At 71.0% G+C, this 23,037-nt stretch carries 23 protein-coding genes; 4 read left to right on the plus strand and 19 right to left on the minus strand.

Features of this window, described 5'->3' with window-relative positions; translation table 11 throughout:
• Positions 1-326: 326 nt before the first annotated feature.
• From tyrS to AB0H62_RS13095, 12 genes are all read right to left on the minus strand, one after another.
• Positions 327-1,595 (minus strand): tyrosine--tRNA ligase, encoded by a 1,269-nt coding sequence (gene tyrS / locus AB0H62_RS13040; RefSeq protein ID WP_360586030.1) that lies wholly within the window; start codon positions 1,593-1,595, stop codon positions 327-329.
• Positions 1,596-1,627: 32 nt separating this feature from the next.
• On the minus strand, positions 1,628-2,257 hold the full coding sequence (locus AB0H62_RS13045; protein WP_220241944.1) for a DNA-3-methyladenine glycosylase: 630 nt from the start codon (positions 2,255-2,257) through the stop codon (positions 1,628-1,630).
• 92 nt (positions 2,258-2,349) lie between these two features.
• Positions 2,350-3,765, minus strand: coding sequence for an argininosuccinate lyase (argH, locus tag AB0H62_RS13050; protein WP_360586033.1), 1,416 nt, complete (start codon positions 3,763-3,765; stop codon positions 2,350-2,352).
• A gap of 25 nt (positions 3,766-3,790) precedes the next feature.
• On the minus strand, positions 3,791-4,783 hold the full coding sequence (locus tag AB0H62_RS13055) for an argininosuccinate synthase domain-containing protein (RefSeq protein ID WP_220241946.1): 993 nt from the start codon (positions 4,781-4,783) through the stop codon (positions 3,791-3,793).
• Entirely contained in the window at positions 4,780-5,280 is a 501-nt protein-coding gene (locus tag AB0H62_RS13060) for an arginine repressor (protein ID WP_220241947.1), read from the minus strand. Before AB0H62_RS13060 ends, AB0H62_RS13055 begins: the two co-directional genes overlap by 4 nt.
• Positions 5,277-6,203 (minus strand): ornithine carbamoyltransferase, encoded by a 927-nt coding sequence (argF, locus tag AB0H62_RS13065; protein ID WP_220241948.1) that lies wholly within the window; start codon positions 6,201-6,203, stop codon positions 5,277-5,279. Before argF ends, AB0H62_RS13060 begins: the two co-directional genes overlap by 4 nt.
• Positions 6,203-7,408 carry an acetylornithine transaminase gene (locus tag AB0H62_RS13070; RefSeq protein ID WP_360586036.1) on the minus strand — a complete coding sequence of 402 codons (1,206 nt, stop codon included), beginning with the start codon at positions 7,406-7,408 and terminating at the stop codon, positions 6,203-6,205. The genes argF and AB0H62_RS13070 overlap by 1 nt, the downstream gene beginning before the upstream one ends.
• Entirely contained in the window at positions 7,405-8,352 is a 948-nt protein-coding gene (gene argB / locus AB0H62_RS13075; protein WP_220241950.1) for an acetylglutamate kinase, read from the minus strand. The genes AB0H62_RS13070 and argB overlap by 4 nt, the downstream gene beginning before the upstream one ends.
• Positions 8,349-9,509, minus strand: coding sequence for a bifunctional glutamate N-acetyltransferase/amino-acid acetyltransferase ArgJ (gene argJ / locus AB0H62_RS13080; protein ID WP_360586037.1), 1,161 nt, complete (start codon positions 9,507-9,509; stop codon positions 8,349-8,351). The genes argB and argJ overlap by 4 nt, the downstream gene beginning before the upstream one ends.
• Positions 9,506-10,534, minus strand: a complete 1,029-nt coding sequence (argC, locus tag AB0H62_RS13085) for an N-acetyl-gamma-glutamyl-phosphate reductase (protein ID WP_220241952.1) — start codon at positions 10,532-10,534, stop codon at positions 9,506-9,508. Before argC ends, argJ begins: the two co-directional genes overlap by 4 nt.
• 220 nt (positions 10,535-10,754) lie before the next feature.
• The gene (locus AB0H62_RS13090) at positions 10,755-11,231 is read right to left on the minus strand and encodes a helix-turn-helix domain containing protein (RefSeq protein WP_360586040.1); all 477 of its coding nucleotides are present in this window, start codon (positions 11,229-11,231) and stop codon (positions 10,755-10,757) included.
• A 214-nt stretch (positions 11,232-11,445) separates the two neighbouring features.
• The gene (locus tag AB0H62_RS13095; RefSeq protein ID WP_360586042.1) at positions 11,446-13,035 is read right to left on the minus strand and encodes an alpha/beta hydrolase; all 1,590 of its coding nucleotides are present in this window, start codon (positions 13,033-13,035) and stop codon (positions 11,446-11,448) included.
• A 130-nt stretch (positions 13,036-13,165) separates the two neighbouring features.
• Between AB0H62_RS13095 and AB0H62_RS13100 the strand changes: the two genes are divergently transcribed.
• Positions 13,166-13,855 carry a DNA alkylation repair protein gene (locus AB0H62_RS13100; protein ID WP_360586044.1) on the plus strand — a complete coding sequence of 230 codons (690 nt, stop codon included), beginning with the start codon at positions 13,166-13,168 and terminating at the stop codon, positions 13,853-13,855.
• A gap of 422 nt (positions 13,856-14,277) precedes the next feature.
• Here AB0H62_RS13100 and pheT read toward each other — a convergent pair whose 3' ends face one another.
• The 6 genes from pheT to infC all read right to left on the minus strand — a co-directional run bounded on the left by pheT (position 14,278) and on the right by infC (position 20,235).
• Positions 14,278-16,845 carry a phenylalanine--tRNA ligase subunit beta gene (pheT, locus tag AB0H62_RS13105; protein ID WP_360586046.1) on the minus strand — a complete coding sequence of 856 codons (2,568 nt, stop codon included), beginning with the start codon at positions 16,843-16,845 and terminating at the stop codon, positions 14,278-14,280.
• A complete protein-coding gene (pheS, locus tag AB0H62_RS13110; protein ID WP_220241957.1) occupies positions 16,845-17,900 on the minus strand; it encodes a phenylalanine--tRNA ligase subunit alpha in 1,056 nt (351 codons plus the stop codon). The genes pheT and pheS overlap by 1 nt, the downstream gene beginning before the upstream one ends.
• Before the next feature lie 171 nt (positions 17,901-18,071).
• Positions 18,072-18,884 (minus strand): RNA methyltransferase, encoded by an 813-nt coding sequence (locus AB0H62_RS13115; RefSeq protein ID WP_220247852.1) that lies wholly within the window; start codon positions 18,882-18,884, stop codon positions 18,072-18,074.
• Positions 18,881-19,258: a 50S ribosomal protein L20 gene (gene rplT / locus AB0H62_RS13120; protein WP_220241958.1), complete on the minus strand. Its 378-nt coding sequence runs from the start codon at positions 19,256-19,258 to the stop codon at positions 18,881-18,883. The genes AB0H62_RS13115 and rplT overlap by 4 nt, the downstream gene beginning before the upstream one ends.
• A 67-nt stretch (positions 19,259-19,325) precedes the next feature.
• On the minus strand, positions 19,326-19,520 hold the full coding sequence (rpmI, locus tag AB0H62_RS13125; RefSeq protein WP_220241959.1) for a 50S ribosomal protein L35: 195 nt from the start codon (positions 19,518-19,520) through the stop codon (positions 19,326-19,328).
• A gap of 82 nt (positions 19,521-19,602) precedes the next feature.
• Complete coding sequence (gene infC, locus AB0H62_RS13130) at positions 19,603-20,235, minus strand: translation initiation factor IF-3 (RefSeq protein WP_220241960.1); 633 nt, start codon at positions 20,233-20,235, stop codon at positions 19,603-19,605.
• 205 nt (positions 20,236-20,440) lie between these two features.
• On the opposite strand from infC, the gene AB0H62_RS13135 reads away from it, so the two are divergent.
• From AB0H62_RS13135 to AB0H62_RS13145, 3 genes are all read left to right on the plus strand, one after another.
• Positions 20,441-20,821, plus strand: a complete 381-nt coding sequence (locus tag AB0H62_RS13135) for a DUF1844 domain-containing protein (RefSeq protein ID WP_220241961.1) — start codon at positions 20,441-20,443, stop codon at positions 20,819-20,821.
• 104 nt (positions 20,822-20,925) lie between these two features.
• The gene (locus AB0H62_RS13140; protein WP_360586050.1) at positions 20,926-21,591 is read left to right on the plus strand and encodes a GntR family transcriptional regulator; all 666 of its coding nucleotides are present in this window, start codon (positions 20,926-20,928) and stop codon (positions 21,589-21,591) included.
• Positions 21,588-22,586 carry a 1-aminocyclopropane-1-carboxylate deaminase gene (locus AB0H62_RS13145; protein ID WP_220241963.1) on the plus strand — a complete coding sequence of 333 codons (999 nt, stop codon included), beginning with the start codon at positions 21,588-21,590 and terminating at the stop codon, positions 22,584-22,586. Before AB0H62_RS13140 ends, AB0H62_RS13145 begins: the two co-directional genes overlap by 4 nt.
• Positions 22,587-22,652: 66 nt before the next feature.
• Here the strand turns inward: AB0H62_RS13145 and AB0H62_RS13150 are convergent, their stop codons facing one another.
• Entirely contained in the window at positions 22,653-23,036 is a 384-nt protein-coding gene (locus AB0H62_RS13150; RefSeq protein WP_360586052.1) for a RidA family protein, read from the minus strand.
• Position 23,037 lies beyond the last annotated feature (1 nt).

The following is a 23,037-nucleotide window of genomic DNA, read 5'->3' on the forward strand; positions in this document are numbered from 1 at the left end:
CAATCTAGTTTTCTCAAAGGAACCTCATACGAGGTTACATATAAGCTCTACTGGCTTAGTTCACTAGCACACTGTTGAGTTCTCAAGCAACACACTTCAAGTCAACCCGCACTCAGTGCGCACCAACCATCGGCGTTGTTTCAAGCCTTTGTTGTTTGGGCCACCCACTCAATCGCCTGAGGCGAGAGCTTGGTTCGTGTCCCGGTGGCCGCCCGGTTTCCCTGGCGACTTGGAGAACTTTACATGGCCCGAAAGGGCCCGAAACAGGGGGGTACCTTAACCGCGTTCCCGCAGGTCAGGGCCCTGTTTCGGGCCGTCGGCCGGGATCAGCCGCCGAGGCTGACGCCGGCGATGTTCCGCTTGCCCTTCCGCACCACGAGCCAACGCCCGTGGAGCGCGTCGGACGCGGCCGGCTTCCACTCCTCGTCGGCGATCTTCACGTTGTTCACGTACGCCCCGCCCTCTTTCACGGTGCGGCGCGCGGCGCCCTTGCTGTCCACCAGTCCCCCGGCGAGCAGCAGGTCGACGATCGTCGACTCGTCCGACGCCTTGCCGGTCGGGACCTCGGCCATCGCCGCGTCGAGCGTCTTCGCGTCGAGCTCACCCAGCTCACCGCGCCCGAACAGCGCCTGGCTGGCCGCGATGACCTGCCGCGTCTGGTCCTCGCCGTGCACGAGGTCCGTGAACTCCTGAGCGAGCCGCTTCTGCGCCGCGCGCAGGTGGGGCCGCTGTTCGGTGTCCTCGGCCAGCGCGTCGATCTCCTCCCGGGTGAGGAAGGTGAACATGCGCAGGTAGCGCATCACGTCGGCGTCCCCGACGTTCACGAAGTACTGGTACCAGGCGTACGGCGAGGTCATCTCCGGGTCGAGCCACAGGTTCCCGCCGCCGGTGGACTTGCCGAACTTGCGGCCCTCGGCGTCGGTGACCAGGGGCGCCGTCAGCGCGTGCGCGCTGCCGCTCTCGACCCGCCGGATCAGGTCGACCCCGCCGACGAGGTTGCCCCACTGGTCGGAGCCGCCGACCTGCAGCGTGCAGCCGTACTTCCGGTAGAGCTGCAGGTAGTCCTGCGACTGCAGCAGCAGGTAGCTGAACTCGGTGTAGGACATGCCGTCGGACTCGAGCCGGCGCTTCACCGTCTCCCGGTTGAGCATCACGTTCACCGAGAAGTGCTTGCCCACGTCGCGCAGGAACTCCAGCACGTTCTGCTGGCCGGTCCAGTTCAGGTTGTTCTCGACCACGGCGCCGGTCGGCGACTCGTCGAATTCGACGAACCGCTCCAGCTGCCCACGGATGCGCCCCGCCCACTCGGCGACCACGTCGAGGGTGTTGAGCGTGCGCTCCCCCGTGTCGCGCGGGTCGCCGATCATGCCCGTCGCACCGCCGGCCAGCACGATCGGCCGGTGCCCGGCGCGCTGGAAGCGCTTGAGCATCAGCAGCGGGACGAGGTTGCCGGCGTGCAGGCTGGGCGCGGTCGGATCGAAGCCGCAATAGAGGGTGAGAGGTCCCTGGTCGAGGTCTCGCCGCAATACGTCGATGTCGGTGGACTGCGCGATCAGGCCGCGCCAGGACAGCTCGTCAAGGATGTGCTCACTCACACCTGTAGATCCTCCCGCACCAGGTCAAGCGACTAACCCGCGGGGCGCACCTGCCGCCGTTTGCCGCCGCGCCGGTAGGTGGACACGGCGGGCGAGCCGTCGACCCAGAACCGCCACGGCGTGTCGATCCCCGTGGCGACGCCGACCCGCGGACCGCTGCGGATCCGCTCGGGCGGCACGCGCTCCCCCACGCGCAGCCGGACCGGCGAGGACGGGTCCGTGAGGTCCACGCCGTTCTGCGTGAGGTCGACGCGCAGCACGGACGTGAGGATGGCGGGTCCCTTGGCGATGTCGCCGTTCCCGCGGGCGTTGGGGCGCCGGGCGCGCACAATGTCCGCGCCCTGCACTACTTCGGCGGCGCGCAGGAGCACCCCGCCGGGCTCGTCGTCTTCCCCGCTGATGACGTTGGCGCAGAAATGCATGCCGTAGACGAAGTACACGTACAGATACCCCGCCGGACCCCACATCAGGGCGTTGCGCGGGGTCTTGCCGCGGAAGCTGTGCGACGCCGGATCGTCGAAGCCGCGGTAGGCCTCGACCTCCACTAGCCGCACGCCGACGGTGCCGTCGGGCGCGTCGGCCTCGAGGACCGCGCCGAGCAGCAGGTGCCCCAGGTCGACCGGGTCCAGTGCCAGTTCCTCGCGCCGGAACAACCGGTCCACACGTGCTCCCCTCGTTCCGCCCCAGCCTAACCGGCGGCTCCCGGGTGATCGGTCCGGCCGGGAAGCTCATGCTCCCCGGCCGGTCCGGCGCGCTACTTCAGCCACTGCCGCACGGTCGTCACCCGGTCCACGAGGCGCTCGCGCTGCTCGGCGACGCGCTCGGGCGCCGTGCCGCCGCGGGCGTTGCGCGAACGCACCGACCCCTCGACGGTGAGCACCTCGCGCACCGCCGGTGTGAGGGCCGGGTTGATGGTGCGGAACTCCTCGTCGGTCAGCTCGTCGAGGCCGACGCCGCGGCCCTCGGCCACGCGCACGCTCTCCCCCGCCGCCTCGTGGGCCACGCGGAACGGCACGCCCTGGCGTACCAGCCACTCCGCGATGTCCGTGGCGAGCGTGAAGCCGGCCGGGGCCAGCTCGGCCAGCCGGTCGGTGTGGAAGGTCAGGGTGGCGAGCATGCCCGCGATCGCCGGGAACAGGAGCTCCAGCTGCTCGACCGAGTCGAACACCGGTTCCTTGTCCTCCTGCAGGTCGCGGTTGTACGCGAGCGGCTGCGCCTTCAACGTCGCCAGCAGTCCGGTGAGGTTGCCGATGAGCCGACCGGCCTTGCCACGCGTGAGCTCCGCGACGTCGGGGTTCTTCTTCTGCGGCATGATCGAGCTGCCGGTGGCCCACGCGTCGTCGAGGGTCACGTAGCCGAACTCGGCGGTGTTCCAGATGATCACCTCTTCGGCGATCCGCGACAAGTTCACCGAGAGCATCGCGACGGCGAACGCGAACTCCGCCACGAAGTCGCGTGAAGCGGTGCCGTCGATGGAGTTCTCCACGCTCGTGTCGAAGCCCAGCTCCGTGGCCACGGCCTCGGGGTCGAGGCCGAGCGACGAGCCGGCCAGCGCGCCCGAGCCGTACGGCGACTCCGCGGTGCGGGCGTCCCAGTCGCGCAGGCGGGAGACGTCGCGCAGCAGCGCCTGGCCATGGGCCAGCAGGTGGTGCGCGAGCAGGACCGGCTGCGCGTGCTGCAGGTGCGTACGGCCGGGCAGGATGGCCTCGGGGTGGCGCTGCGCCTGCGAAACGAGGGCGTCGACCACGTCGAGGGTGCCCGCGACCACGCGGCGCGCGGCGTCGCGCAGCCACATGCGGAACAGCGTGGCCACCTGGTCGTTGCGCGATCGGCCCGCCCGAAGCTTGCCGCCCAGCTCCGTGCCCGCGCGCTCCAGCAGCCCGCGTTCGAGCGCGGTGTGCACGTCTTCGTCGGCCACGGTCGGTGTGAACGCGCCCGAGGCCACGTCCTGCGCGAGCCTGTCGAGGGCCTCGAGCATGCCCGCCAGCTCCGCGTCGGTGAGCAGCCCCGCCTTGCGCAGCACACGGGCGTGGGCCCGTGAGCCGGCGATGTCGTAGGGCGCCAGGCGCCAGTCGAAGTGGGTAGAGGCGCTCAGCGCCGCCATCGCCTCGGCCGGCCCGCTGGCGAACCGGCCGCCCCACAGGGCCACCGGCTGGTCTTTCGCGCTCACGTTCTGCCTTTCTGCCTCGGGCGTCTCACGACGCCCGGTGGGTCGGGTGGTCCGGGTGCTCCTGCCCGGTCAGGGGACGGTACCGCCGGCCGACGGGGCGCAGGTGCCTGCCGCGTCCGGCGGGCTCTTCGCCGCGGCGCCCGGTGACGACGGCGGTGCCGCCGTGGAACACCAGCCGGACGTCGCCGCACACGTGCTCCTGGCTGTGCCGCACGAACGCGTCGAGCGGCTCGCGCAGCGGCGAGGACCAGAGCCCGTCGTGGACGAGTTCGGTCCAGCGCCGGTCGACCGAACGCTTGAACCGGGCCAGGTCCCGGTCCAGTGTCAGGTTCTCCAGCTCCTGGTGCGCGGTGATCAGCACCCACGCGCCGGGGGCTTCGTAGATCTCGCGCCCGAGGTCACAGCCGTCGGTGGTGAGGTCGAACCGGCCGACGCCGTGGGCGCCGGCGCGGTGCCCGAGCCGCACCACTGCCTCGGCCACACTCACCGTCTCGCCGTCGACGGCCACGGGCACCCCGCGGTCGAACGTGATCACGGCTTCGTCGGGCGCGTCGATGTTGGCCGAGGCGTCCTCGGTGTAGGCGAAGACGTCACCGGGTCCGTGCCACGGATCGGGGTCGCTGACCACGACGGCGCGGCCCCAGAGCGTGCGGTCGGGACACAGCTTTCCGCGCTGTTCGCGTGGCCACACGACATCGGCGTTGTGCGCGCGGGCGATCGCGGTCACGTGCTTCTCGATCAGCGGGCGAGCCAGGGACCCCACGAGCGGATACCGGTCGTACAGCAACGCGTTGGCCTGCAGGGCGGGCAGGCAGTGCTCGTTGGCGAACTCGGCGCGCGCGTCGACCACGATCGATTCCGCCGCACCGGCCGCCAGGGCCCGCTCACGCAGCGCCGTGAGGTCGACGTCGGCCGCGCCGAGGTCGACGGAGACCGTGACCACGTCCGTCTCGCGCGCGAGGTGGGCCAGCGCGACCGAGCCGGCGGGGCCACCGGCGTAGGCGAGGACGGTGGTCACAGCTCCTCGCCCTCTGCCGAGCGCCGGGCGAGCGCGGTGAACCGTTCCGCGAGATCCCGGCCGCTCAACGGTTCGCGGGCGATGACGGCGACCGTGTCGTCGCCGGCGATGGAGCCGACGACCTCCTCCAGTGCGGCGCGGTCGATGGCGCTCGCGAGGAACTGCGCGGCGCCGGGCGGCGTGCGCAGCACGGTGAGGTTGCCGGACGCGTCGGCCGAAACGAGCAGTTCCGCGAGCAGCCGGGACAACCGCGACGTACCACCCTGCACCCCGCGCACCGGGCTGCCGTCCTCGGGGATGACGTAGACCGGCGCCCCCGAGTCGGCGCCGCGCAGCTTCACGGCACCGAGCTCGTCGAGGTCGCGCGACAACGTCGCCTGCGTGACCTCGATGCCCTCGGCCGCGAGCAGCTTGGCGAGCTCGGTCTGGCTGCGGATGGCCATCGTGGACACCAGCTCCGTGATGCGAGCCTGGCGCCCGACCCGGCTGCCGGTCATCGCCCGCTCTGCTCGAACAACCAGACCAGCAGCGCCTTCTGGGCGTGCAGACGGTTCTCGGCCTCGTCCCACACCGCGCTGGCCGGGCCGTCGAGCACCTCGTCGGTGATCTCCCAGCCGCGGTGCGCGGGCAGGCAGTGCAGCACGATGGCCTCGTCGGCCGCGCGCTTGAGGAGCTCGGCGTTGACCTGCAGCGCCCGGAACGGGCCGATGCGGTCGAGGCCGTCGTTCTCCTGGCCCATGGACGTCCAGGTGTCGGTGACCAGCACGTCGGCGCCCGCGACGGCGTCGTGCGGGTCGGTGAACACGGCCGCGCTGCCGCCGGTCTCGGTACCGCGGTGCTTCGCGTCGAGCATCACCTGCTGGTCGGGCTGGAAACCCTCGGGCGAGACGACGCGCACGTGCATGCCCGCGGTCACGCCGCCGAGCAGCAGCGAGTGGGCCATGTTGTTGGCGCCGTCACCGAGGTACACCAGTGTCAGCCCGGCGAGCTTGCCTTTGCGCTCGCGGATGGTCATGAGGTCGGTGAGGACCTGGCACGGGTGGAACTCGTCGGTGAGCGCGTTGACGACCGGCACCGACGCGACCGACGCCATGGAGTCGATGCGCTTCTGCGCGAAGGTGCGCCACACGATTCCGTCGACGTAGCGCGACAGCACGCGCGAGGTGTCCTCGATGGTCTCCTCGCGGCCCAGCTGCATCGACCGGCCGTCGACGATCACCGGGTGCCCGCCGAGCTGGCTGATGCCGACCTCGAACGAGAAGCGCGTACGGGTGGAGTTCTTCTCGAAGATCGCCGTGACCGTCTTGCCGGCCAGGATCTTGTTGCCGAGCGGGTCGGCCTTGAGCGCATCGGCGAGGTCCAGGAGCGCGGCCTGCTCGGCGGGGCTGACGTCGTCGTCGCGGAGGAAGTGGCGAGGCATCAGTTCGGATCCTTCGTGGTGGTGGAGTCGAGCGCGTCCGGGAGTGCGGTCAGGAAGGCCTGGGCCTGCTCGGCCTCGAGCACCAGCGGCGGGGCGAGCCGGATGGTGTCCGGTGCGACGGGGTTGACGAGGTAGCCGGCTTCCTGCACGGCCTTGGCGACCGCCGCGGACACCGGCTCGCGCAGCGTGATGCCGAGCAGCAGCCCGGCGCCGCGCACACCGCTGACGAGCGGGTGCCCGAGTGCCTCGACGCCGGTCGCGATGTCCTTGCCCAGCGAGGAAACGTGGTCGAGCAGGTTGTCGCGCGCGATGGTGCGCAGCACGGCCAGCCCGGCAGCGCAGCAGACCGGGTTGCCGCCGAACGTGGTGCCGTGCTGGCCCGGCTTCAGCAGCTCGCCCGCCGCGCCGATGCCGATCACGGCGCCGATCGGCAGCCCGCCGCCGAGGCCCTTCGCGAGCGTGATGAGGTCGGGGACGATGCCCGTCTGCTGGAAGGCGAACCAGGTGCCGAGCCGGCCGATGCCGGTCTGCACCTCGTCGAGCACGAGCAGCGTGCCGGTCGCCTTGGTGATCTCGCGAGCCGCCTGCAGGTAGCCGTCGGGCGCGGGGATCACGCCGGCTTCGCCGAGCATCGGCTCGAGGAACACGGCGGCGGTGTCGGTGTCGACGGCCGCGCGCAGCGCTTCGACGTCGCCGAACGGCACGTGCGTGACCCCGGGGACCAGCGGTGCGAACGGTTCGCGCTTGCCCGGCTGGCCGGTGAGCGACAGCGACCCCATCGTGCGGCCGTGGAACGCGCCCTCCGCCGCGACGACCTTGGTGCGGCCGGTCAGGCGGCTGATCTTCAATGCCGCTTCGTTGGCCTCGGCGCCGGAGTTCACGAACAGGACCTTGGCCTGGCCGGTCAGCCCCGCGACGTCGAGCAGCGCCTCGGCGAGTTCCAGCGCGACCGGGTTCACGTACAGGTTCGACGTGTGGCCCAGCGTCGCGATCTGCTCGGAGACGGCGCGCACCACCTCGGGGTGGGCGTGGCCGAGCGCGTTGACCGCGATGCCGCCGACGAGGTCGAGGTACTCGGTGCCCTCGGCGTCCCACACCCTCGCGCCCTCGCCGCGGACAAGCGTCAGCCCGGGGGTGCCGTAGTTGTCCATCAGGGCCGACTGCCAGTGCTGCCGGCTCGCCTCGTTCGAGGTCGGGGTGGTCACGGGAGCTCCGTTCCTGTGTTTTCCGGGTAAAGGGTGGGCTCGGGGTAAACCATCGTGCCGACGCCGCGGGAGGTGAAGACCTCCAGCAGCACGGAGTGGGCGAGGCGCCCGTCGATCACGTGGGCGCGGTGCACGCCGCCGCGCACCGCGCGCACGCAGGCTTCCATTTTCGGGATCATGCCGCTGGCCAGCTCGGGCAGCATCTTCTCCAGGCGGTCGACCTGGATGCGGTCGATCAGCGACGAGCGGTCGGGCCAGTTGGCGTACAGGCCTTCCACGTCGGTGAGCACCACGAGCTTCTCCGCGCCCAAGGCCGCGGCCAGCGCGCCCGCGGCGGTGTCGGCGTTGACGTTGTGCACCACGCCGTCGATGTCGGGCGCGACCGTGGACACCACGGGGATGCGCCCGGCGTTGACGATGTCGAGCACCGCGTCGGGGTTCACCGCGGCGACCTCGCCGACGAGGCCGATGTCGACCTGTTCACCGTCCACAGTGGCCTGTTTGCGCTCGGCGGTGAACAGGCGCGCGTCCTCGCCGGAGATGCCGACGGCATACGGGCCGTGGGCGTTGATCAGGCCGACCAGCTCGCGGCTGACCTGCCCGACCAGCACCATGCGGACGATGTCCATCGTCTCGGGCGTGGTCACGCGCAGGCCGCCCTTGAACTCGCCCTCGACGCCGAGCCGGGTGAGCATCGCGGTGATCTGTGGTCCCCCGCCGTGCACGACCACGGGGCGCAGGCCGGCGAGACGCAGGAACACCATGTCCTGCGCGAAGGCCGCCTTGAGGGTGTCGTCGATCATGGCGTTGCCGCCGTACTTCACCACCACGGTGGCGCCGTGGAACCGCTGCAGCCACGGCAGCGCCTCGATGAGCACCCCGGCCTTCTCGGCCGCCGTCTCGAGCCTGTCGTCCGCGGAAATCAGGTCCTCCGTGCCGGTCATGAGGAGTAGGCGCTGTTCTCTTCGACGTAGCCGTGGGACAGATCGGTGGTGTAGATCGTGGCCTCGGCCGAGCCGACGCCCAGGTCGACGACGATCTCGATGGCGCGCCCCGACAAGTCGGCGGCCGAGCGGTCCGCGGCGGTGGTGCCGGACGCGAACAGCGTGACGCCGTTGATCGTGATCGACACCGTCTCGGGGTCGATGCGCGCGGGCGCGCGGCCGAGCGCCATGGCGACGCGGCCCCAGTTGGGGTCGGAGCCGAACAGCGCCGTCTTCACGAGGTTGTCCTCGGCGATCGTGCGGGCGACCACCACGGCGTCGTCCTCGGACGCGGCGCCGCGCACCGTGACGTCGACGTCCTTGGTCGCGCCTTCGGAGTCGGCGCGCAGTTGCAGCACGAGGTCGTGGGCGACGGCGGTGAGCTGCTCGGCGAGCTCGGCCTCCGTCGGCTCGACCCCGCTCGCGCCGGACGCGAGCACCAGCACCGTGTCGTTGGTGGACGTGCCGCCGTCGACGTCGAGCCGGTCGTAGGTGACGCGCGTGGCAGCGCGCAATGCGCGGTCGAGAACTTCCTTGTCCGCCACGGCATCCGTGGTGAGGACCGACAGCATCGTGGCCAGGTTCGGCGCGAGCATGCCGGCACCCTTGGCGAAGCCGCCGACGCTCCAGCCGGCGTCGTGCTTCGCAAACGCTTGCTTCGGCTTGGTGTCGGTGGTCATCACGCCGGACGCCGCGTTCAGGCTCGCCTCGGCGCTCGCGTCGAGCGCCTTCACGGCACTGTCCACACCGGACAGCACCGCGGCCATCGGGAGCCGCTCGCCGATGAGGCCGGTGGAGCACACCGCGACCTCGATCGCACCGACGTCGAGGACCTCGGCGACCTTCTCCGCGGTCGCGTGCGTGTCCTGGAACCCGCCCGGGCCGGTCGCCGCGTTGGCGCCGCCCGAGTTGAGCACGACCGCCTTGAGCTTCTGCTGCTTCAGGACTTCCTGCGACCACAGCACGGGCGCGGCCTTGATCACGTTGCGGGTGAACACGCCCGCGGCGACGTCGAGCGGGCCGTCGTTCACGACGAGCGTGAGGTCGAGCGCGCCGGAGGCCTTGATGCCTGCGGCGACGCCGGCGGCACGGAAGCCCTTCGGGCCGGTGACGGTCACGGTGCCACTCCCACGGTGGAAAGTCCGGTGGTCTCGGGGAATCCGAGCGCCAGGTTCATCGACTGGACGGCACCGCCCGCGGTGCCCTTGGTGAGGTTGTCGATCGAGCAGATCACGACCAGCCTGCCCGCGTCGGCGTCCACGCCCACCTGGAGCTGGACGTTGTTCGACCCGAGCGTCGATGCCGTCGCGGGCCACATTCCCGCGGGCAGCAGCTGCACGAACGGTTCGGCGTCGTAGGCCTTCTCGTACACCTCGCGCACGGTGTTCTCGTCGACGTCGCCGATCAGCGGCGCCGTCGCGGTGGTGAGGATGCCGCGTGGCATCGGGGCGAGCACGGGCGTGAAGGACACGGTCACCGGCTTTCCCGCCACGCCGGAGAGGTTCTGGGCGAATTCGGGGGTGTGCCGGTGCTTGCCCGCCACGCCGTACGCGCTGGCGGATCCCATGACCTCGGACCCGAGCAGGTTCGGCTTGAGGCTCTTGCCCGCGCCGGACGTGCCGGTGACTGCCACGACCGTGACGTCGGGCTCGACCAGGCCCGCGGCGAGAGCCGGGGCCAGGGCGAGCGAGCCGCCGGTCGGGAAGCAGCCGGGGACCGCGACGCGCTTGGTACCCACGAGCTTCTCGCGCGCGCCGGGCAGCTCGGGCAGGCCGTAGGGCCACTGCCCGGCGTGCTCGCCGCCGTACCAGCGCTGCCAGTCGGCCGGGTCGGCCAGCCGGTGGTCGGCGGCGAGGTCGACCACGAGCACGTCGGGTCCGAGCTGCGCCGCGACCTCGGCCGAGTGGCCGTGGGGCAACGCGAGGAACACGACGTCGTGGCCGGCCAGCGTCTCCGCTGTCGTCTCGGCCAGCACGCGCCCGGCCAGGGGCGCGAGGTGCGGCTGGTGCGTGCCCAGCAGCGTCCCCGCGCTGCTCGCCGCCGTCAGCGCACCGATCTCGACTTCCGGATGGGTCAGCAACAGGCGCAACAGTTCACCGCCCGCGTAGCCGCTCGCGCCGGCCACCGCGATCTTCACCGTCATACGCATGATTATGCACGACCATGCAATCTCAAACAAACAGGATTCCGCTGGGCCAAGTGTGTTTCCTGCCATGCCGAGCCGGAGCCAGGCCGTCCGACCCGGTCGTCCGACCGTTGTCGCAGCTCCCGGCATCGCGGCGACCGGACTGTTCGCGCTTCACCCGTTCGAGTGGACTCGCCGGGGCCGTGCCCGCGGCCACGAGGGCCGCGGGCACGGCTGCTCATTCCTCCCCCTCGGCGGACTCGCGCAGGCTCGGCGGCGCGGGCAGGTGGTGCCCCGGCCGTTCCGGATCGCAGCCCACGCGCGGCAGGCGGGAGCGGACACCACCCGCCGTGCGCTCGAACCGGCGGGCCAGCTCGGCGACCGTGTCGCCCGCGAGCCACGCGGACTCCAGCTCCGCGTCGAGCTCGGCGCTCCACGGTTTCCCTTGCTGCGCGGGCCGTTCGCCCGATCTTCGGCGCGGCCCGCCTGCGAACGCGTGGAGGCTGCCGGCCAGGAGGTCGGCCACCGCGGGGACCACGGTGGTGTCGAGGTCGAGCCTGCCGTGCACGACGGACTCTCCGTCGGGCCCTTCGCCGCCCACGGTGACCGTGACGCGGCGCTGCTCGGCCGTCTCGCCCGGGCGGGCGACGACGGCGATCTGATACTGGACGTTTCCGGCCCGGACCTCGGTCCGATGCTCTTCGATGATCGTCATGGCGGCGAAGGTAGCGCCCACCCCCGACAGAATCCGCTCACGGCCCGTGCCCGGGCGGCTGCGCTCCGAAATTGTCGGACCTCTGTCGTAGCGTCCTCGAGCGATCACGAACAGCGAGCGAGGGGGATCGGTGGAAGGGCACGGATCAGTACCGGAGCACAGACAGAGGGTGCCCCGGTCCGGCGGACCGGACCGGGGCACCGGGAGGAAGGGATCAGAAGTGCGACAGCGCGCCCGTTTTGGCCTGAGCCTGGGCCGGCTCTGGTGCCTCGCTCTTCTGCTGCGCGTCCGCGGCCGCCGGGACCGGCGGTGGCACCGGGTCGCACTGCGCGTCGGAGTGGTTGCCCGAGGTGCGCTTCGGCAGCGCGCCGGTCGCGAGGTAGTCGGCGACCTTGTCGTCCACGCAGGCGACGCCGGACAGCGAGCCGGCGTGCGTGGTGCCGCCGGGGGCGCTGATCAGGCTCGACTTCGGGAACAGCTTGCGCACGGCGAGGCTGCCCGCGTACGGCGTCGCCGCGTCGAGCTCCTCGCTGATGAGCAACACCCCGCCGACCTTGCCGCCGTCGACCTTCACCGGTTTGCCGACCTTGGCGGGCCAGTCGCGGCAGGGCGCGTTGAACCACGCGTTGCCCCAGGTCTCGAACGGAGCGCGGAAGTAGGTCGTCCAGTTGTCGAGGCGCCAGCGGTTCCAGCCGGCCGGCCACTGCACGTCGGTGCACTGGACGGCGCTGTACACGGCGTACCCGTTGTCGTCACCGGGCGGGTTGGAGCCGTCGTAGAGCTTCTTGAGCGTCTGCCAGTCGCCGCGGTGCACCCAGCCGTCGAACGCCTTGGCCAGGTCCTCCCAGCCGAACACGTAGTAGCCGGCCTGCAGGAAGACGTCGGTCCACTCGTCGCCGCCGATCACGCCGCCGGCGGAGGAGCGGTCGAGCTTCTTCTGCTGGTCGTACCAGAGCTTCTCCACCGCGGCCTCGGTCTTGCCGAGGTGGTAGACGCTGTCGTACTTCGCGAGCCAGCCGAAGTAGATCTTGATGTTGCGGTCGAAGGCCACGTCCTGGTCCAAGTTGGCCTCGTACCAGACCTTGCCCGGGTCGACGTTGCCGTCGAGCACCATGCGGCGCACGTTCTTCGGGTACAGCGTGCTGTAGACCTGGCCGAGGTAAGTGCCGTAGGAGAAGCCGTAGTAGTTGATCTGCTTCTCCCCCAGCGCGAGGCGGAGGCTGTCCATGTCCTGCGCGACGTCGGTGGTCTTGATGTGGTCGAGGATCGCGCCGTTCTTCGCACACGCCTTCGCATAGCCCTTGGCCTTGGCGAGCCAGGTGCGCTCGAGCTGCGGCGTCGAAGGCACGTACGGCGGGCGGTCGTAGGAGAAGTAGCCGCCATCGCACGTCACGGCCGGCTTGCTGGAGCCGACGCCGCGCGGGTCGAAGCCGATCCAGTCGTAGCTCTCACCGGCGCCGTGCGGCACGTACTGACCGAGTACCGAGAGCCCGAGCCCGGAACCGCCGGGGCCGCCGGGGTTGACCAGCATCACGCCCTGGTCCTGCGCGGACTTGTGCTTGATCCGCGACACGGCGACCTGCACCTTGGTGCCGGAGGGCTTCGCGTAGTCCATCGGGACCACGAGGAACCCGCACTCGGCACCGGCGTTCTTCAGGCTCGTGGTCTGGCACGGCCCCCAGCTGATCGACGGCGGGGTGTAGCCCGGCTTCGCCGCCCCCGGCACAGCTGTGGCCGCCGGCGCGGCGGCCATCGTCCCGACCGCGACACCCGCGGCGGCCAGGACAGCAAGGATCTTCTTCACGGTGGCCCTCTTCGCTCGCGGGTTACCCGAATTGGTCGAAACTACCGACAACCCGGAACAATCTCCTCGCACGACACGAGTTGCGCCAGCCGTCGCCCGCCGGTGGCCGGCGCGGTGGAGGTGACCGCGGATGGGTGTGGACAAGGCGTTGATCTCGGCTGTCCGAACCGGACTCGCCGCCCGGGCGGACCCGGGGAAAGCGCCCGCCATGCAGGCCTACATGAAGTCGGCGATGCCGTATCGCGGGGTGGCCAAACCGGGGCGCGCCGCGCTCATGAAAGAGGTCCTCGCCGCCCACGTTCTGCCCGATCGGGTGAGTTTTTCAACGACCGTGCTGGCCCTGTGGCGCGACGCGGAATTCCGCGAAGAGCGCTACGCGGCGATCGACCTGTCGGGTCACCGCGCGTACCGGCGGTGGCAGGACCCGGACCTGCTCGGCCTCTACGAGGAGCTCATCGTGGACGGTGCGTGGTGGGACTTCGTCGACGAGGTCGCGATCCGCCGCGTCGGGCCGATCCTGCGGGAGTACCGCGCGGAAGTCACGCCGGTGCTGCTGCGCTGGGCCACGGACCCCGACCGCTGGCGGCGCCGCACCTCGGTCATCTGCCAGGTGTCGGCGAAAACGGACGTCGACCGCACCCTTCTGACGACGGCGATCGAAGCCAACAGCGCCGACCCGGATTTCTTTCTGAGAAAGGGCATCGGCTGGGCGTTGCGCGACCACGCGAAAACGGATCCGGACTGGGTGCGCTCCTTTGTGCGCGACCACCCGGGACTGTCACCACTGTCCACACGGGAGGCTGTGAAGAACCTGACCTGACAGAGATCCACGACCGGACGAAGGGAGAGACCAGGCACTGAGCAGGAGCCGACAGGACGACCGGAAGCCGAGCCGCCGAGGCGGGTACTCGGCGCAGGTACCGGGGCACGCAGCCGGGTCGCCACTCGCGGCGGAGGCCCGGGGCAGCGACCTGAGGCGGGCACCTGGGTGAGCGCCCGAGACCGGCACCCCGGGGCGGCCGCGCACAGCAACCGGGATGGCCGTTCGCGGCAAGCAGCCGCGGCAGTCACCCGAGACCGGCACCGGGGCAGGCACCAGCGGCCAGCGCCCGGAGCCGGCACCGAGTGGAGAGCCGACAGTGGAGAGCCGGCGGCGGAGAAACGGCAGTGGGCCGGAAACTCCGCGGCGAGGCGGTGTCTCCGGCCCACTGGACCGAGATCGGTCAGGTGGTGCTGCGGGGGTCAAGCCCGCAGCGTCGCTCCGAAGCGGTCGCCGGCGGCGGAGACGGCGGCGTCGCGGGCCTTGGTGGCTTCGTCGACCGTCAGGGTGCGGTCCGGGGCCCGGAAGCGGAGCTTGTAGGCCAGGGACTGCTTGCCTTCGCCGATCTGAGTGCCGGTGTAGACGTCGAAGAGCGCGATGTCTTCGAGGAGCTCACCGGCGCCCGAGCGTAGGACCTCGGCGAGGTCGGCGGACGGGACGTCGGAGCCGGCGACCAGGGCGACGTCGAGCAGCACCGGCGGGTAGGCCGAGACCCTCGGTGCCGGGCGGGAGTCCGGCAGCGGGATGGCGTCGAGGTCGAGCTCCATGGCGACGGTGCGCGGCGGCAGGCCCAGGGCCTCGACGACCTTGGGGTGCAGCTCGCCCGCGTGGCCCACCGGCCAGTCGCCCACGCGCAGCTGGGCGCAGCGGCCCGGGTGCCACGGCGGGAGGTCGGCCGCCTGCACCGTGAGCTCCACGCCGGCGGCCTCGGCCACCAGGCGGGCGGCCTCGACGGCGTCGGCCCAGCCGGCCGGCTCGCCCTTCCCCCACCAGCCGGCGCGGCGGCGCAGGCCGGTGAGCACGACGGCGACGTGCACGGGCTGGGCGGGCACGGCGGCTTCCAGCACGGCAAGCTCTTCGTCGCTCGGCCGGTGCTCGACGCCGAGGTCCGGCACCTTCAGCTGGTGCGGCTTCGGCAGCACGACCTGGCCGATGTGGAAGAGCGAGACGTCCTTCATGCCGCGGGACACGTTGCGCTGCAGCGTGTCGAGCAGGCCGGGCAGGAGCGTCGTCGACATGCGGTCGTGGTCGGCTTCGAGCGGGTTGCGCACGCGGACGGTCTTGCGGCGCACGTCGTCCTCGGGCAGGCCGAAGGAGTCCCACACCGAGTCGCCGACGAACGGGAAGGGCAGGACCTCGACGTAACCCGCCTCGGCCAGAGCACGGGCGACACCGCGGCGGCGCTTCTGCTCTTCGGTGAGGCCACGGCCCGCGGGCGCCGCAGGCAGAACCGACGGGATGCTCTCGTAGCCCTCGAGCCGCAGCACCTCCTCGACGAGGTCGGCGGGCTGCACGAGGTCGGCGCGCCAGCTCGGCGGGTTCGCGGTGACCGAGGAGATGCCGGCGTCGCTGGTGCTCACCTGGACCTTGCAGCCGATCTGGGTGAGCCGCCGGACGGTGACGCCGCGCTCGTAGCGCACGCCCGCCACCTGGTCGGGCAGGTTGATCGGCATGGTGACCGGCGGCAGCGGCGCGACGCCGCCCTCGTCGGTGCGGCCGGGCTGGATGGCGCCCTCGCCGTACTGGCGCAGCAGCCTGGCGGCCAGCTCGACTGCGGCCGCGCACAGGCCCGGGTCGGTGAAGCGCTCGAAGCGCTTGGCCGCCTCGGAGAACAGCTTGTGGCGACGCGCCGTGCGGCTGATCGACGCGGGGTTCCAGTGCGCCGCTTCGAGGAGCACGTCGGTGCTCTCCGGGGTGATCTCCGTGCCGGCGCCACCCATGGTGCCCGCGAGCGAGATCACGCCGGAGTCGTCGGCGATCACGATGTCGTCGGCGTCGAGCGTGCGCACGACGTCGTCCAAAGTGGTCAGCTTCTCCCCCGTCTTCGCGCGCCGCACCACCAGGTCGCCCTGGATGGCGGTGGTCGCGAACGCGTGGAGCGGGTGACCGAGTTCGAGCATCACGTAGTTGGTGACGTCGACGGCCAGCGAGATCGACCGGATCCCGGCGAGCATCAGCCGGCGGCGCATCCACCAGGGAGACGGCGCCGTCGCGTCGAGGCCCTTCACGCGGCGCAGCACGAACCGCGGGCAGCCTTCGGGGTCCTCGACCCGCACCGGCCACGCGTCGCCCTCGGCCTCGGGGATGTCGATGTTCGCGGGGTCGCCGAAGGGCACGTCGAGCGCGTTGGACAGCTCGCGCGCGAGGCCGCGGATCGACAGCGCGTAGCCGCGGTCCGGGGTCGGCGTGACCTCGATGACGGTGTCGGACAGACCCAGCAGCTCCTTGGCGTCGTCGCCAGGGCTCGCGGTGCCCGGCGGCAGCACGAGGATGCCGCTGTGGTCCTCGCCGAGGCCCAGCTCCTTGGCGGAGCAGATCATGCCGTCGCTGACCTTGCCGTAGGTCTTGCGCGCGGCGATCTCGAAGTCGCCCGGCAGCACAACGCCCGGCAGTGCGACCACGACGAGGTCGCCCTCGGCGAAGTTGGCGGCACCGCACACGATGCCGCGGGTCTTGATGCCGTGGGGGCCCTCGTTCTCGATGGGGCCTTCGTCGTCCTCGTCGTCGTCCTCATCGGACGCGGCGGTGTCCTCTTCGGACTCCGGCTCCTCGCCGACCTCGACGCGGCAGAACCGCACCGGCTTCTTGAAGCCCGTCAGCTCCTCGATTTCGGCGACGCGCCCGACCACGAGCGGGCCGGTCACGGGGCCGAGCTCGCTCAGCTCGTCGACCTCGATCCCGATCCGCACGAAGGCGTCGGCCAGGTCCTGGGGCGTGACCTCGTCACCCACGTCGAGGTGCTCGGTCAGCCAGCTCACCGGGACTCGCACTACGCCTCCGTTCCGAAGGGAAGGGTGAACCGGACGTCGCCTTCGACCATGTCGCGCATGTCCGGGATGCCGTTGCGGAACTGCAGGGTCCGCTCGATGCCCATGCCGAACGCGAAGCCCGAGTACACCTCGGGGTCGACGCCGCACGCGCGCAGCACGTTGGGGTTGACCATGCCGCAGCCGCCCCATTCGACCCAGCCGGGGCCGCCCTTCTTCTCCTCGAACCACACGTCCACCTCGGCGGACGGCTCGGTGAAGGGGAAGAAGTGCGGGCGAAGCCGCGTCTTGGAGCTCTCGCCGAACATCGCGCGCGCGAACGCGTCGAGCGTGCCCTTGAGGTGGGCCATGGTGATGCCCTTGTCCACGGCCAGGCCCTCGACCTGCGTGAACACCGGCGTGTGCGTGGAGTCCAGCTCGTCGGTGCGGTAGGTGCGGCCCGGGCACACGACGTAGACCGGCAGGTCGCGGTGCAGGAGACTGCGGGCCTGCACCGGCGACGTGTGCGTGCGCAGCACCAGGCCGGAGTCCTCTTCGCCCACGTAGAACGTGTCCTGCAGCTGGCGCGCGGGGTGGTCCTTGCCGAAGTTCAGCGCATCGAAGTTGAACCACTCGGCCTCGAGCTCGGGCCCTTCGGCGACCTCGTAGCCCATCGCGATGAACGCGTCGGCCACGCGCTCGGACACGGTGCTGATCGGGTGCCGGGCGCCGCGCGGGATCTGGTCCCACGGCAGCGTGACGTCGACGGCCTCTTCGCGCAGCACGTGCTCGTCCCGCTCGGCCTGCAGCACCGCGCGGCGCTCGTCGAACGCGGCTTGGACGGCCTGGCGGGCCTCGTTGACCCGCTTGCCGGCGTCGGCCTTCTCCTGCTTGGACAGCGCGCCGATGGCCCGGCGCGCGAGCAGCAGCGGCGCCTGGTCCCCGAGGTGCGCCGGCTTGACGGCGGCGAGCGCCTCCAGGTCGGTGGCACCCGCGAAGGCCTCTTCGGCCGCCTTGATCGCCGCACGCAGGGTTTCCGGTGCGAGCACGTCGACCGGCTTGTCTGTGGCTCCGGACATGACTCCTCGGCGTCCGCTGGGACGGGTTGAGCGGCAGCGCACGGGCAGGAAGCCGCACGTGCACATCGGGCAGCCCAGTCTAGGGGATCGGCCACCGGCCCCGGCCGCTCACCCTCCGCTAAGGAGCCCGCCTCCGCACCGGCCGCGATCGGCCGCGCGCGACGGCGCCGGTCAGCGGTGCGCGGCCATCGCGGCCGTGTACACGCAGACAGCGGCCGCCGTGGCCAGGTTGAGGCTTTCGGCTTTGCCGTACAACGGGATGCGGACGGCGGCGTCGGCCGCCGACAGGACGGCCGGGGACAGGCCGTGCGCCTCATTGCCGAAGATCCACGCGACCGGGTCACCGAACGTGATCTCGTCGAGCGAAGTGTCCGCGTAGCCGTGGGCGGCCAGGGTGCGCAGGCCGGCGGCGCTCAGCGACGTAAGCACCGACGGGATGTCACGCTCGCGGGCCAGCGGGACGTGGAAGGTGCTGCCGGCGGCGGCGCGGACGCTCTTGCCGTTGTGGGGGTCGACGGTGTCGCCCGCAAGGATCACGGCGTCGGCGCCCGCGGCGTCGGCGACGCGGATCACGGTGCCGGCGTTGCCGGGTTCGGCGACGTCCACCAGGACGACCACCAGTCGAGCACCGGTCAGCACCGTCGAGAGTGGACGGTCGACCAGGGCGCACACGGCCACGAGGCCTTGCGGGGTCACGGTTTCCGACAGGCCGTCGGCGGCGCGGTCGGTGATGAGCGAAACGGCCACACCCGCCGAGGAGGCGGCGGTCATCAACTCGGGGTGCGCCGAAGCCGCGCGTTCCGTGGCGAACAGCTCGAAAACGGTGCCGTGGGCCAAAGCGGCCTCGACGGCGTTGACGCCCTCAGCCAGGAAGCGGCCGGTCTTTTCGCGTTCCGCGCGGCGCGTCAGTTTGCGCGCAGCAACGACCCGGGGGGTCCGTTCGGTGAACGGGACCGCCCCGGGTCGCGGAAAACTGCCGGTCAGGCCGACTTCGCTTCGCCGGTGTTGACGTTCGCCTTGGCGAGCTCGGCGAGCGCCGTGAAGGCGGCAGCGTCGTTGACCGCGAGGTCCGCGAGGATCTTGCGGTCGACCTCGACACCGGCGACCTTGAGGCCCTGGATGAACCGGTTGTAGGTCACGCCGTTGGCCCGAGCGGCCGCGTTGATACGGGTGATCCACAGCTGGCGGAAGTCACCCTTGCGCGCGCGGCGGTCGCGGTAGGCGTAGTTGAGCGAGTGAAGCGTCTGCTCCTTGGCCTTGCGGTACAGCCGCGAACGCTGGCCGCGGTAGCCGCTGGCCAGTTCGAGAGTTGCGCGACGCTTCTTCTGGGCGTTGACCGCCCGCTTGACGCGTGCCACTGGTCCATCCTGTCGGTTTCAGGGGGCGCGGAGACCCCGGAGTGATGTGGTGCGAGTACGGGGAGAGTCAGATCCCGAGCAGGCGCTTGACCCGGCCGGCCTCGGTCTTGGAGAGCTCCGTGGTGCCCTCGAGACGGCGGGTGAGGCGGTTGGACTTCTTCTCCATCAGGTGCCGGCGGCCGGCCTTCTGGCGGCGCAGCTTGCCCGTGCCCGTCACGCGGATCCGCTTGGACGTACCGCTGTGCGTCTTCATCTTCGGCATGGTTGTTCTGTCCTCTTCCGTGCGGCGGCACACCGGTCCCCCGGTGTGCCGCTGACTGTGCTGGTCGGCGCTGCGGGAGGCGTTACGCCTCGGGCACCTCGGCCTCGGCCTTGACGGCCTTGGGCTTCACGTTCTTGTGCGGGGCCAGCACCATGATCATGTTGCGACCGTCCTGCTTGGGCGACGATTCGACGAAGCCCAGCTCGGTCACGTCGTCGGCCAGCTTCTGCAGCAGCCGGAAACCGAGCTCCGGCCGGGACTGCTCGCGACCGCGGAACATGATCGTGACCTTGACCTTGTTGCCTGCCGCCAGGAACCGCGACACGTGACCCTTCTTGGTCTCGTAGTCGTGCTGGTCGATCTTCGGACGCAGCTTCTGTTCCTTGATGACGGTCAACTGCTGGTTGCGGCGGGACTCGCGGGCCTTCTGCGCGCTCTCGTACTTGAACTTGCCGAAGTCCATGAGCTTGCATACGGGCGGGCGGGCCTGAGGCGCGACCTCGACGAGGTCGAGATCGTTCTCCTGTGCCAGCCGCAGCGCATCTTCGATCCGGACGATGCCGACCTGCTCGCCGTTGGGTCCGACGAGCCGGACTTCCGGCACCCGGATACGTTCGTTGATGCGTGTCTCGGAGCTGATGGGGCCTCCTTGGTCCGAGTGACTACTTCTCTTCTCGACCTGGTGCCCACATGACTCAGGCCCCGTCTCCGGCATCCTGCCGGTTCACGGGGCCCGCTCTGTCTCCGATCGCGCCCGATCACCAGGATCGAACGCTTCGCCGAAATGACAGATGTACCGACATCCACCACTTCGGCGAGACCGGACCCGGACACCTGAAGCGGTGACGCGGGTGGGAGCGGGGCTCCACTTGCCGCCCCCGATTCCTCAGGGGCTGGTCGCTCGTGGAAGGGTACCAGACGTGTCAGAACAACCTTCGCCGCAGCCCCCGTATTCCCCCCATCAGCCCCCCTACTCCCCGGACGTCCGCGACCTTGAGGACATCCCGAGCGTCGAGGTGATCAGCCGCGCGGCCGTGATGCTGATGTCGGCCGCCGCCGAACGCCTGGGCCTGGCCGACGCCGACCCGGACACCTCACCCCACCGCGACCTCGACGAGGCGCGCCGGCTCATCACGGCGCTGGCCGGGCTCATCACGTCGTCCGTAGAGTACCTGGGCCTGCACGCCGGCCCGCTGCGCGACGGGTTGCAGTCGCTGCAGAAGGCGTTCCGCGAAGCTTCCGCCGTCCCCGACGCGCCGGGCCAGGGCCCGGGCGAGAAGTACACCGGCCCGGTCTACTGACCGTCGCTTCCGAGGCCCGTCCGCCACCCCGCGGACGGGCCTTCGTCGTCCCGGAGTCCCGAAGGCCTTGTCGAACAGCTCGAAAGACATCTAACATGTTAGATGTGAGTCCGCTTCCCAAAGTCACCCGGCCGCTGCTGCGCGACGAGGCCTACGACCGCATCCGCCAGGCCATCATCGACGGCAGCCTCGCGCCCGGCACCCCGCTGCGCGACGCCGACCTGGCCGAAGAGCTCGGCCAGTCGCGCGCTCCCGTGCGCCAAGCCTTGCTGCGCCTGGCCGGCGACGGGCTCGTCGAGTCCAAGCCGCAGAGCTACACACGCGTGGCCGCGATCGCGGGCGACGAGGTGCGCGACGCCGTTCAGCTCGTCCGCGCGCTGCACGAGTTCGCCATCCGCCAGGCCCTCCCCCGGCTCGGCACCGAGCAGGTCGCCGCTATGCGCGCGGCCAACGAGCGCTTCGCCGCAGCGGTCGGTTCGGGTGACGTCGCCGCGGCGATCGCCGCCGACGACGAACTGCACGACGTGCCCGTACGCGCGTGCGGCAACCGCGCCGTCGCCGCGACGCTCGAGCGCTACACCCCGCTGCTGCGCCGGCTCGAGTACGCGCGCTTCAGCTCCCTTCCCGCGCACCGCTCGATCCGGCGGCACACCGAACTCGTCGACGCGATCGAAGCCGGAGACGCCGAAACCGCCGCCGCCGTCACCTCGACCATCTGGTCCGACCTCGAAGCCAGCCTGGAAACCGCCGAAACCCTGGAGACCCCGTGAGCCTCGCCGACTTCCCGCGTTTCCCGCTGATGATCGGCCCGTCGCCGATCCACCGGCTCGACCGCCTCACCGAGCACCTCGGTGGCGCGGCCGTGTGGGCCAAACGCGAAGACCTCAACTCCGGTCTCGCCTACGGCGGAAACAAAACCCGCAAGCTCGAGTACCTCGTGGCCGACGCGCTCGCCCAGGGCGCCGACACGCTCGTCTCCATCGGCGGCGTGCAGTCCAACCACACCCGTCAGGTCGCCGCGGCCGCGGCCCGCGCGGGCCTGAAAGCCGTGCTGGTGCAGGAAAGCTGGGTCGACTGGCACGACCCGCTGCACGACAAGGTCGGCAACATCCAGCTGTCGCGGATCCTGGGCGCCGACGTGCGGCTTGTCGAGGCCGGCTTCGGCATCGGCTTCAAGGAGAGCTGGGAGCAGGTCCTCGCGGAGGTCCAGGACGGCGGCGGGAAGCCGTACGCGATTCCGGCCGGCGCGTCCGACCACCCGCTGGGCGGGCTCGGCTTCGCGGGCTGGGTCGCGGAGCTGGAAGAACAGGAGCGCGAGCTCGGCGTTTTCTTCGACACCGTGGTGGTCTGCTCGGTCACCGGGAGCACTCAGGCCGGGATGGTGGCGGGCGCCGCGCTGAGCGGACAACCCCGCCGGATCCTCGGGATCGACGCGTCGGCCAAGCCCGCAGAGACGCGCGAGCAGATCACCCGCATCGCCAAGAACACCGCGGAGCTCATCGGCGCACCCGGCATCGGCGACGTGCTCCTCGACGAGCGCTACCACGCCGGCGTCTACGGCATCCCCGACGAGTCCACACTGGACGCGATCCGCACGGCGGCGCGGCTCGAGGGCATGATCACCGACCCCGTGTACGAGGGGAAGTCCATGGCCGGGCTCATCGATCTCGTCCGCTCCGGTGAGATCCCCCGCGAGTCGAACGTGCTCTACGCGCACCTCGGCGGCCAGCCGGCGATCAACGCCTACACGAGCGTGCTGGGCTGACCCGGGCGCCTGGGCCAGCCACCCCGGCGAGCCCAGGCGAACCCGGCAAAACTCAGTGCACCGAACTCAGTCGAGCACGCAGAGCACGTCGATCTCCACGAGGAGACCGGCGGGCAGGCCGACGTAGACCGTGGTGCGAGCCGAGTGCGGGCCGTCGCCGATCAGCTCGTTGTAGACCTCGTTGAACGGTGCGAAGTGGCTCGTGTCGGTGAGGTACACGCGCACCATCACCGCATCGGCCCAGCCCGAACCGGCCTCGGTGAGCAGGGCCTCGATGTTCTTGAACACCTGCCGCGTCTGCGTCGCGATGTCGTCGCCGACGACCGCGCCGGTCGCGGGGTCGAACGCGACCGTGCCCGCGACCTGCAGGATGTTGCCCTTGCGGACGGCCTGCGAGAACTTCGCCGGCGGCTTCGGCGCGTTCTCGGTCGTGATCGCCGTCTTGCCCATC

Source organism: Amycolatopsis sp. NPDC050768 (genome assembly GCF_040654155.1).
GTDB lineage: Bacteria > Actinomycetota > Actinomycetes > Mycobacteriales > Pseudonocardiaceae > Amycolatopsis.

Excerpts from the sequence above, each read along its gene's own strand:
- AB0H62_RS13100 (WP_360586044.1), top strand. The coding sequence starts at position 13,166 with ATGGGTGTGGACAAGGCGTTGATCTCGGCTGTCCGAACCGGACTCGCC.
- AB0H62_RS13090 (WP_360586040.1), bottom strand. The coding sequence starts at position 11,231 with ATGACGATCATCGAAGAGCATCGGACCGAGGTCCGGGCCGGAAACGTC.
- argF (WP_220241948.1), bottom strand. The coding sequence starts at position 6,203 with ATGCCTCGCCACTTCCTCCGCGACGACGACGTCAGCCCCGCCGAGCAG.
- AB0H62_RS13150 (WP_360586052.1), bottom strand. The coding sequence starts at position 23,036 with ATGGGCAAGACGGCGATCACGACCGAGAACGCGCCGAAGCCGCCGGCG.
- argB (WP_220241950.1), bottom strand. The coding sequence starts at position 8,352 with ATGACCGGCACGGAGGACCTGATTTCCGCGGACGACAGGCTCGAGACG.
- AB0H62_RS13060 (WP_220241947.1), bottom strand. The coding sequence starts at position 5,280 with ATGACCGGCAGCCGGGTCGGGCGCCAGGCTCGCATCACGGAGCTGGTG.
- rpmI (WP_220241959.1), bottom strand. The coding sequence starts at position 19,520 with ATGCCGAAGATGAAGACGCACAGCGGTACGTCCAAGCGGATCCGCGTG.
- pheS (WP_220241957.1), bottom strand. The coding sequence starts at position 17,900 with ATGTCCGGAGCCACAGACAAGCCGGTCGACGTGCTCGCACCGGAAACC.
- argC (WP_220241952.1), bottom strand. The coding sequence starts at position 10,534 with ATGACGGTGAAGATCGCGGTGGCCGGCGCGAGCGGCTACGCGGGCGGT.
- infC (WP_220241960.1), bottom strand. The coding sequence starts at position 20,235 with ATGCCGGAGACGGGGCCTGAGTCATGTGGGCACCAGGTCGAGAAGAGA.